Genomic DNA, 11,037 nt, shown 5'->3' on the forward strand with positions numbered 1-11,037 from the left:
TTGAAGTGCGGAATGTGGGTAATAATGATAAATTGATCTGAGAAGTCGGGGATCTGGCTGTTGTAATATATTTATGATATTTTTTCCTTGGCAGGTGGAACAATACCCAACTTATTTAAACCTGCGTCAATATCTCTTAATAACTTAAAATCATTTTCTGGTAAAGGATAACTATTACTATTAATAAATGGCTGTTTTTCTAAAAAAGAAAATGCTTGGCGAAATTGTTGGGGTTCTGCCTTAATTGGGGCAGCAAAATGACAGGGAATAATCCATTGAAAATCCCAGTTAGCAACTTGATCAGCCCAATTTATAGTTTCTTGAGGGGCGCGATTTAAAATTAAACTTTGTAAAATAGGGGCAACAAATATCCGCCCATTTCCTTGTAAAATATCAAAGGAATTTTGCCAATTTTCTCGCCATTGAAAGGGGAAAAAGCCAAAATAAGCTTTTCTAGAACGTTCTGGTGCTGTTTGGGCATCTTGCCATGCTTCACCCCATGTAGGTACTTCTAACACACTGGGACTGAAATACAAAGCAAATAATGTGACACGCTGCCAACCTTTACGGCGGTTTGCTGGGGTATCAGGGACGAGATCGGAGGCTTTCTCTTTGGCGTGGTAAAGTAAGGGATAGGGATCAAGCTGAACTATGGCGGGTGGTTCTACGGGTACGGAAACTATGGTATCTGTAACTAGGAGAGTGTGCGATCGCCTGTGGAAAAAAGCCACCTCTGCAAACTTACCTAAACCCAAACCGATCGGTCCGAGGATTGCATAATCAAAATCCTCGGCAAAGGGGACTTCCTGGCTATTTTCAGGCAATATGTGAGTCCGTTTACTAGGTAAACCCAACCAACTCAAAGGCAGATTTAAGGGAAAACTCCATTGTTCTGGCGCTACAAATACCTGGGCATTGACAAAGCATCGGGCAAAAGGCCCAACAAATACTTTATGTTCTATCCCTGAGATTGTTGGCAAAATAATATACTTCACATCACCGTGTTCTGCCACCAATTCCTGGACTAAGCGGATACATTCTCCCGTAGGTGCGACAGGTGCATAAACCAACAACCCGCCCTTTTGTAACTTCACTACGGTCATGCGAATTGGCACAACTACATAAAAAATTCCTTGTAATTGGTCAAAAGTCCAGATAGTATCTTTAATAACTTCTTTGCGGATAGTACGACGTTTACCATAGGGGTAAATTGGCACAACAGGCCAAAACCGCCATGAAAAATCCTGGGGATGAATTTGTTCTAGTTCTGCACTTTCAACCACTTTTGCGAACCTCTCCCGATACCTGATGCTGAGATTTTTATTTGCTTTACCAAATTTGGAGTTTAGCAAAAATTGACACCCTGATGAAATTGTGAAAATTAAAATCAGGACTTACGCAACTGGGACATTGGTAGGGTGTGGTTCGACAAGCTCACCAACCACGTCAGACTGTATAAATCCTGTAAATAAACAGATTGTTCATATCTGACGCACCCTACAACAGATTTTTGGTGTGACACTTGCGTCAATCCTAAAAATGTTAGAACAAGGTAAGAATTTTCGCTATTAAGTAGGTGAACCGAAAAATTTAAAGGTATGTGAAGAAAAGTAAAATCGCCCAAAACTCTCTTCGGTGTTCCCAGTTAAGAGTTCCCTGTTCCCTTGCCCCAACGACAATTTTTAACGCTAACCTACTTACCTATTATTCTCATGTCAACTCTGATTTTAGTCCCCCAAGGAGCAGAATATCAAGCCGTATATCGCGGATTAAGTCCCATTGTCAATTCTCCACCCCAAGTATTAGCAATACCCATGGGAATTGAACCCTTGCGACAATATTTACAAAAATTAACCCATCTCTCTGAAAAACAAATTTTAATGATGGGTTTATGTGGTAGCTTGAGCAAAAAATATCAGGTTGGAGATATTGTTTTATATCAAAATTGTCTTTATCAGGGAAATTTGCAAGAATGCAATCATATTTTCACCACATACATACATAATAAGCTTGGGGATCATGTATCCCTAGTTAAAGGATTAACAAGCGATCGCCTCATTTGCACAGCCACCGAAAAACAACAATTACATCAACAATATAATACTGATGTTGTAGATATGGAAGGATATCCTTTTCTAGAATTTTTCCAGCAATTCCCAAATCTAGAAATAGCCATATTACGAGTAGTCAGCGATGATGCTGATCATGATATTCCTAATATTACATCAGCTATCAATGCCGATGGTTCATTGAAACCTTTACAACTAGCTTGGGAATTAATGCGTCAACCCCAGTCAGGAACTAGATTAATTACTGGTTCATTGCAAGGACTTAAAACCTTGACAAAAATCACGCAATTATTGTTTACATAGCGTAAATCTGAGCTAAAAGCAATGACGGCAAGAAACTCACACTTTTACCTCTGGAAAAAAAGCCAAATCCGCACCTATGACAGTGGGAACTAAAACTGTACGGTCTAGATATTTATTTCCCCGTTCACAGGAGGTTTCTGGACTGAATAAACACCCATGACAAGCTGCCCAATGGAGAGAAGTTGTTCCCTTTAAAGGGGTATGTTCTGCACACAAGGGGTCAGAAGTACACAACTGCATCTGTTCTAAAGCTTGGTCAATATGATAACCCAGCTTTTTTGGTTCTCCCAAACTTACTAAGCCTCCCAAAGTTCCCTCGCTGTCAGGTGCTGCGGTGTAAATCAGTACACCTGCCATTGGACCACCTTCTTCTTGAGGACGTTTGGAGTAAATTCGTTCTTTTAAACTGGCAGCATTATAGCCACACTCTATTGCCATTTGTCCCATGAGGGCATGGGCGAAAGAGTGTAGTAAAATATAGCGAACTCCAGGAAATGTTATTTTCACTGGGTCGAGAGAACGAATTTTACACCACTGTTTATGAGCTTCAAAAGCTCGATTTTGATAATCTTGTAATGATTGACTTTGTTCCCATTGACTAAGTTTTACTTCGTTAAACTGAATAAAAATACCTTCCCCTTTTACCTCACTTGCGGGAACCCATTTAGGATTTTTACGGCTCAAGTCTACTAAATGTTCTGTAAGTATTTCCCCTTCATCTATAAAGTCACCCGGTGATTGAATGCGTGTAAAACTAATTAGGGCGCGAACTTCCCGCAATCTTTCTGCTAATACAACTTGGGAAAAATAATCTTCATAGCCAGCAGGAGGTTTGACTGGTTTTAACTGAAAATCTGGTGTATTCAAATTGGGGGCTGCTTGGGAAAAAATTTCCCATTCTGGAGTTTTTAAGTCCCTGGCATTTTTATCATCTGAATTACTTTCTTGTTGATTTTGTTTTTCTTCAATTATTGTCCAGACTTTTTCTAGGGGATGTTTTGATAATTCGTTTAATAAGTCAGGAAATTGACCGATCGCTTGTAATAAATCCAGATTACTTTTTAAAATATCTTGGCTGGTAGCTTTATTTAAAACGTGCCAATATTGCTCGATTATTTGGAATAATTGATGGGAACTCTCAGGAATTGACAAAGCGGAAAGGGTAATGGGGAACCAACTATTAGATGCACCTAATAAAATGGTTTTCATTTGTTTGTCGCAGGTATCATCAAAGTCACGTAAATGGGGATGACGGGCGCGACAACGAGGCATATTTTCTTTTCCGCTTTCACCAAAAGCATCTGATAAAGCTCGTTGTTGACCACAACTACATTTCACAAAAATATCACTGGGAGAACCAGATACACCATATTCTTCAAATCTCAAAGCACCATTACAGTTAGTATTTTCTCGATGGACAAAGTAACTCCAGGGAAAATCATCTAAATGTCCTCTTTCACAAGAAACAAGAAACCGTGAGGGTATGACTGTTGGTTCTTTTTTATCTTTAGGACAATTTTTATGAACATATTTAGTTTGATCTGGTCGGTAAGGATTTTCTCTTAATTCAAAAACTCCCAGTTGTAGGGGTGCAAGTAAATGACATTTAGGGCAAACCATCCAACTAGGAAAAGGTGCAACTGGGATTCCTATTTTGTTGACTTCATCAAAGGGACCGGATGATGTGACATTTTCTGGAGGTGTGGGAGGTGAAAGCAGTTTTTTGACTTGTGAACCTAATTCTTTACGAACAGCAGCTAAAAGTCTTGGTTCATTTAATTCGAGTGCATTTTGAGTGTTCCATTCTTCTAAACCCATGACCATAACTGAGAGGTTGGGTAGGTCAAGTACAGCACCGACACCGAAGGAAAATAATATTTGACTGGGGCGTAATTCGCCAACTTTGTATTTATACATTTTGGGAATGGGGAATTGGGAATATGTTTACTAATTCTGTTTCTGTTTCGTCATTTTTTCCGGAAGGCGGTTAATGTCGTCGTCGGGTACTTGGTCTTGTAAAATTAATCCTACGGTTGGTTCTACGTTACGTAGGGAATGTAAACAAGTAAAGTCTTGCCAGCTTTCTCGACCTGCTGATTTTAATAGTTCTATGGTTAAACCGTCCGGCTGTGCTATTTGGTATTTAAGAATACCTCCACCTTGTAGGTTTTGGGCTTTGCTTAACCAAATATCTAGTTTGGCTTCTAGCGCTTGTTTTACCATTTTCTGGGTTTCAGCATCCCCTACTAATCCGGCGCGATCGCAAATTGTCTCTATTGCAGCTTTAATATAGGGATGGTGGCGTTCAATTCTTCCTACTTGGTCATTACCATTAAATTCCTTACCTGCTAACCTCACTAACGCTACAAATAATGCTGATAAACCTTTATCAATGGCACGGGGCGCAAAAGGCGTTAATGATAAGGCTTCTACGTGCTGGTAAAAGGTGGCGTGGTAATGTTCAAATCTTTCATAATGGGATAAGTCTCTAGGACGCGCCCAATTATACACTGTTAATACTAAACCTGGATATGTCCGCCCTACCCGGCTGGTAGCTTGAATATACTCGGCTGTGTTTTTTGGCTGTCCTGTTACTGCCATAATACCTAACCGTTTTACGTCCACACCTACGGAAATCATGTTAGTAGCTAGGAGAACATCTAATGGTTCTAATTGATTAACTGTTTGTTTTGCTTTCCGCTTGGCCTTAATTTCGGCATCTTTTTGCAGATCAAAGGTGGTTTCGAGTCTGTCTAAGATTTCAGGAATTTCTGTAGAGTCTCTGCGTGATGTCAGTTCTTCTAAATTTATTCTCAGTCTTTTTGCTAGTCCCCGACGATCCATTTTTCCTAGACGAATACGCACATCATCATCTACTAACCTTCTCATTCCCCCTAATTCTCGCATGGAATTAAAATAACCTACTAGGGTCATCCAAGGATCAGCGCGATCGCCATATCCTTGATTTTCATACAGAAATTGGGAAGCTGATAAAATTGTTACATAGACGCGAATTAATGCCGCTTTTAACCTCCGTCCTGTGGCACAAATTCCCAAATAACGTCTACCGGGATTAATTTCGCTAGGTTGACGTTGACGGGAAAAAAAGTTATCTTCCACATCTAAACATTGGGGAGGAAAAACCTGTAAATCTCGCAAAAATAAGTTATGTATCTGGCTTTTGGCTTGACGAATCGTAGCCGTAGAAGCCACAACTTTAGGACGTACTTTTTTACCATCAACTTCCCAGGATGCTAACTCATCTACGGCTGTTTCATAGAGTCCTACTAATGTCCCTAAAGGTCCACTAATTAGGTGTAACTCGTCTTGAATAATTAAATCTGGTGGTCGCAGCTTGTTAAAGGGGATAGTTTTAGCAGCAGGTAAATTAGTAGTTTTACGGTGTAAATCTGTATCTTCTATATCAGAAGACCGAAAACCATGACGCTGACAATAGCCATCTACTTGACCAAATAACATTTGTACTTCACCTTTCCAGGGCATTTGGGCAAATTTATCCACTGTAGCAATTAGTAAACTTGGTAAACGGCGATATATTTCTTCATCAACCACCAAAATGGGTAAACCCTCACCCGGAGATTGTTTTTCAGTAAATAAACACCGTCCTAAATCATCACCACAGTATATTAATGTCCGTCCCCTTCCCTTAGTAACAGATTCAACTTTTATATGTTTACCGGGGTTAATTTTAGTACCACACCAAGGACAATTATTTAATTGATGGGGTGAACCGCCACCGCTTTGCTGATACTGTCCCCGTTCTTGTTTACAAAATTCCTCGCTCTGATTAGTATGATTAGGGGTTGTGCGCTGACCTACCCATAAACCAATTCTAAACGGTTCTTTACCCCATCTGCTTTCATTTGTTTTACGGATAGATTCACAAGCACAAATTAAAGTCGTAGCGCGTTGAAATTGCTGTAAAGTCAACAATCGCAGAGTGTAGCGCATGAGAACAGCAACCCCATACTCTCCAGAACGTCCCGCAATATTACCTTGTAATCTTCGTAAACCCAGAGTATAAGCTGTTAAACCTAAATATGCTTCAGTTTTACCCCCACCAGTAGGAAACCAAAGTAAATCTGCAACTGCATCCTGGGGATGACTTCTATCTGGGTGATGTAAATTAGTAATACTGGGTAAATTGAGTAAAATAAATGCTAATTGAAAGGGAAACCATCGGGGTTGAGAAAGGGAAATTTGTTCTAAATCTGCGGTTTTATTTTGACGAATTTGTTCTGAATAAATAGAATGAACTCTCTGTAAATACATTGCTTGATTCATAAACCGAAAAGCCTCTGCTGCTTTTTCATCGGTTTGTAACAATGTCAAACCTTCCCTAATTCTATTTAAAGTTTGTTCACAGTTTTGAATAGCAGTTTTCGCTTCATTTTCATAGTCTGTTAATCCTGCTGCGGGGTCTGATATCCGTTGTTTTTGGGTATTAATCCAACTTTGATAAGCTGTAATTAAAGGACTAATTTTATTAGCAAAATCACTAGTTGCAGTTGTAGATAGTTCTTGCATATCTAAAACCAAACCTGCTAATTCGGGAATTTCATCTACTTGGGGAGGAGAGGTTTTAGGAACTTCATAGGTGGGAATAACGGAAATTGATAATTCTACAGCACGTTCCGTAGTTCCTGAAGCTGTTTTTGCATGGACACTGACACCATGACCAATGGCAAATTCTACCTGTTTACGGTAAAGCATAGCCATAGTTTTTTCTTCAGTATAAATTAATGGATCTAATTTTCCTAATGATCGGGGTTGATGTCGTTTTAAGAAAATATCAGGATGTTGAGAATCCGCCGATTTAACCCTTAATTCTGGTTGAAATAACCAAGTTTCATCTCGTTTTTCTTTAGGTTCTCTTTGTCCATTGATTAAAAATAAACTGACAATAAAATCACCGTTATTTTGTTTCTTAATTTGTCCTTTAACATGAACTTCAGGATATTGTGGATCAACTATCCAATTATTAATTACTCCCTCAATTAAAGGAATAGTAGGAGAATTAGAGCGAATTTGTTCCCGTTTCCAAACCTTTTTAGGTTTACCATCCACTTTAGTTAATATTTCGCTAGGTACTTTTTTATACTGTCCCCATCCTGCGGTAATTTGTAATGCTTTAGCTGTACCATTAACACAAAATGTCATTCCTAGAGAAGATGGAAACATAGTTTCTACTGGTGGAACATTAACTTCTGTACTACCATCTTCCACAGTACCTTTACCACTAATCGCTAATTCATCATTATTTACCGGTAAATAACAATCTACTTCCCGTAAATTATTATCATCATCGTTCGCTATTTCATCAGCAGGAGTTGATTTTTCTAGCTTTTCTTCTGTGCTGCGACGGTGTTGGGGTGCAAGTAGTCCTACTAAATAGCGATCGCTTACACTATTTTCATCTAATTCTTCATCTTCACCACCAGCAGGACCGAGTAAATCGTTAATAATTGCTATTTCTAATTCTTCCCGAATTTTATAAGCTGAAGGTATATTTGATGATAATATAGGTTTTATATTTTCCTCTGCTAGTGCTGGTTTTGCTCCTGTGATAACAACATTATTAGCAGGTACAAACGCTACATCTAAAAGACTACCTTGTCCTTCTGTTTGTTCACCTTCAGATGGCACAAATTGAGTTTCTAAAAGTTTACTTTGTTCCCATATTTGAGGAGTTAATTTTGTAGCTTTCTGTTTTTTTGTTCGAGATTTTTTAGGTTTATTTTCCTGATTATTGGTATAATTGGCAATGTCATTAACAATATGCTCACTAACTTCCCCATTTATTCCTAACCAATCAGAATCTTCTACTAAATCAATTCCTTCTAAAAGTATTGCTAATTGTGATTCTGGTGCAGAAATTACACTACTCCAATCTAAGATAATTTGATGTTGACGCAGTTTTTTATTTATCTCTACTAAATCAAGTTCACCGGGAAGAATAGGAGGAAGTTTTATTATCATGGTTGGGAATTGGGATTAATTTATTTTTATCTGGCTAAAACCTAAAGTTGGTTTTAACTAAATATTTATTTATTTTCTATTTATACTATAAATTCTGATTTCTTTAGGACTTACGCAAGATGTGACTGCAACCCTGATTATTTCGTAGGGGTAATTCATGTAGCTTGCTTCCCGAAGGGTATTACCCCTACTTTCGTTCTATTTTGCGTAAGTCCTGTTCTTGTTAATCATATTCCGTTAAAACGGACTTTAGCTATGGACGGGGAATTAATTCCCTGGTGTGTGTGGATGCTAATCAAAAAAATCAACCTCAAAATTAATCCCCAATTACCTATGGCCAAGATTCCAAAATTGTGGGTCGAAGTTATCCAGGAGAGGAGAACGATTATTTGCGGGAATTATCATTAATAATGCCCGCATTGCCCTAGTCATACCTACAAATAAAGTACGGCGTTCACGGGCAAGAATTTCCGCCACTGCATCCTCTAGCGTACCTTTGGGTATTTTGGGATAGGAAGAATCTAAAAAGCCAGCGATCGCAACAATCGGAAATTCTAACCCTTTAGCAGATTTAAGAGTAATTATTTTTACACCTTTACGATTTAAATCTAAATCTTTACTCGACATAAAATTTGCCTCTAACCCCAAGTATGACAGTTGATTAGCAATCCTTTTCCCAGATATTTCTGTGGGTGTGAGAATAGCACAGGCATTGATCCCTAATCGAAATTCACGGGCAGCTTCTTTACAAAAAAGCATCAGTAGTTGATTTTCATCAGCAACACTATTAACAGCGCGAACTGCCGGCGGTGGTCCGTTGTGAATGTATTCTCTGGGTGGGGAATTGGGAATGGAGGATTGGAAATTGGTAGTTTCTTCCTGATCTAAAATACTACTTTCTAAGTATGTATGTGCAGCTTCATTGATTTCGCGGGTGGTGCGATGGTTGGTTCGTAATACTCCTGTTCGACCGACAAATTTTAAATCTTGGTGAATGTCACTCCAACGGAAATGGCTACCATATATTGATTGATTGGCATCAGCAGTAATAAATAAACGATTAGGATGACGACATAATTGAGTTAGCAATCGTAAGCTATTAGGATCTAAATCTTGGGTTTCATCAATAACTACTGCATCATAAATTGGTGGTTTTTCCATTTCTTGCAGTGTTTCTAAAGCCCGAGTCCGTAATTGATGCCAAGTTTCTAATTTTTGTTTTTCTAATAGTTGATAAAAGTGTTGACGCAAATGCCAAATGGCTTGCCGTTGAGTCTTATTCAGAGAAATTGATCTACCATTTCTCGATGTGGCTTGATATTCTTCTAAAGTTTTAATTGTTCTCGCTTCTATAACTGTGCAAATTTCGTCTATGAGATAATCAATATTGAGGCGTTGTAAAGTTTGGGTTTGTGCCTGTTTTTGTAATAAGTTACCTGTGAGAGAATTAATAGCATTGCTTAAAGCTTGCTGCATGGTTTTTCGCAGTTGATTATTAGCAGCTAATGTATATTGAGAATTATCACGATGACTACATAAAGAATAGGCGATCGCATCTGCTGTTTTCACCTCCACATAGCGTACATCTTCCCCCAACAAACTAGTTAACAATTGTTGAGAAAAGGTAATTAGGGCGTTTGTATAGCTAGTAAATAAAATCTTGGGTTCATTGACACCATTAGCTTTTAGCGTTTCCAATAAAGACCGCACTCTGTAAAGTGCAACTGTACTTTTACCTGTACCGGGGCCACCTTTTAATAATGTCGGTCCAGAAGCGTTAATTGCCCAATTAACATACTTTTCTTGTTCTGGGTTAAGTTTGAGGAGAAACCCTAATAATGAACCTTCCGCGAATTTTAATAAATCATCAGTGTTATCTGTGCGATAACTAGGTTGACTGATAACTAAATCAAAATTGGGAGAGTAGATACAGTCAAATAAGCGATCGCGCAAACTCTCAGGAATATCCACCGTAGTCAAATCATCCAAGGTTTGACAATTGTTTAAATTCTCCCAAAATTCCTTAGCTACTAACAACTTTTCCAGCAAATCCTCCGTTAATTTTACTGGTAGTAAATTTTGCGTTTGTTTAACAGCAGATGAAGCCTTACCATTAATAGGAGTATGACTAGGTTTGATTGTTAGCAGTGATTCCATATCCGGTAGTGTGTTAACATCAAACTCCGTTATTTCCGCAACCAATTTATCACCCTTGTATACATCTTTACGAGCATCTACACCTAACAACGCCACCCAGCCATCATCATAAGTATAAATAATCCGATAATCTCCAGACCGCAACCGATAAATATTACCCTGATAACCATGTAGTTTTTTCTTCAAATTCCCGTGAGGTTTGGGATCATCACCTAAGACTTGGATTTTCTCCAATATTTGCATAACATACTCTTTAGGAATAGCCAAGAGTTGGTTTGTAAATGTGGGTTTGTGGATAATCTCAAATTTCATAGGAAATTGGTGTGATTAGGTATTTCTAAGAGTCCAAAATTATGGAAGTAGCATATTTTTTAACATAATCAAATTATACTCCATATTCGTGAAGTATTAGTAATAGTATAACTTATAAGTAGGTTAACGTTAAAAATTGTCGTTGGGACAAGGGAACAGGGAACACCGAAGAGAGTTTTGGGCGATTTTACTTTTC

At 38.4% G+C, this 11,037-nt stretch carries 5 protein-coding genes; 1 reads left to right on the forward strand and 4 read right to left on the reverse strand.

Going from position 1 to position 11,037, the window contains the following annotated elements; genetic code table 11:
• Positions 1-71 precede the first annotated feature (71 nt).
• Complete coding sequence (locus CUN59_RS03035) at positions 72-1,283, reverse strand: DUF4336 domain-containing protein (RefSeq protein WP_104386443.1); 1,212 nt, start codon at positions 1,281-1,283, stop codon at positions 72-74.
• Between the two features lie 429 nt (positions 1,284-1,712).
• Here CUN59_RS03035 and CUN59_RS03040 point away from each other — a divergent pair, with 429 nt between their 5' ends.
• Positions 1,713-2,372 carry a 5'-methylthioadenosine/S-adenosylhomocysteine nucleosidase family protein gene (locus tag CUN59_RS03040; RefSeq protein WP_104386444.1) on the forward strand — a complete coding sequence of 220 codons (660 nt, stop codon included), beginning with the start codon at positions 1,713-1,715 and terminating at the stop codon, positions 2,370-2,372.
• 36 nt (positions 2,373-2,408) lie between these two features.
• Here the strand turns inward: CUN59_RS03040 and drmB are convergent, their stop codons facing one another.
• The 3 genes from drmB to CUN59_RS03055 all read right to left on the reverse strand — a co-directional run bounded on the left by drmB (position 2,409) and on the right by CUN59_RS03055 (position 10,841).
• Positions 2,409-4,289, reverse strand: coding sequence for a DUF1998 domain-containing protein (gene drmB / locus CUN59_RS03045; RefSeq protein WP_104386445.1), 1,881 nt, complete (start codon positions 4,287-4,289; stop codon positions 2,409-2,411).
• A gap of 30 nt (positions 4,290-4,319) precedes the next feature.
• Positions 4,320-8,372, reverse strand: coding sequence for a DISARM system helicase DrmA (gene drmA, locus CUN59_RS03050; protein WP_104386446.1), 4,053 nt, complete (start codon positions 8,370-8,372; stop codon positions 4,320-4,322).
• A gap of 327 nt (positions 8,373-8,699) precedes the next feature.
• A complete protein-coding gene (locus CUN59_RS03055; protein ID WP_104386447.1) occupies positions 8,700-10,841 on the reverse strand; it encodes a UvrD-helicase domain-containing protein in 2,142 nt (713 codons plus the stop codon).
• Positions 10,842-11,037 lie beyond the last annotated feature (196 nt).

Source organism: Cuspidothrix issatschenkoi CHARLIE-1, from assembly GCF_002934005.1.
Lineage (GTDB): Bacteria > Cyanobacteriota > Cyanobacteriia > Cyanobacteriales > Nostocaceae > Cuspidothrix > Cuspidothrix issatschenkoi.

Bases quoted from the DNA above. Each gene is read 5' to 3' on its own strand.
- CUN59_RS03040 (WP_104386444.1), top strand. From the start codon at position 1,713: ATGTCAACTCTGATTTTAGTCCCCCAAGGAGCAGAATATCAAGCCGTA.
- drmB (WP_104386445.1), bottom strand. From the start codon at position 4,289: ATGTATAAATACAAAGTTGGCGAATTACGCCCCAGTCAAATATTATTT.
- drmA (WP_104386446.1), bottom strand. From the start codon at position 8,372: ATGATAATAAAACTTCCTCCTATTCTTCCCGGTGAACTTGATTTAGTA.
- CUN59_RS03055 (WP_104386447.1), bottom strand. From the start codon at position 10,841: ATGAAATTTGAGATTATCCACAAACCCACATTTACAAACCAACTCTTG.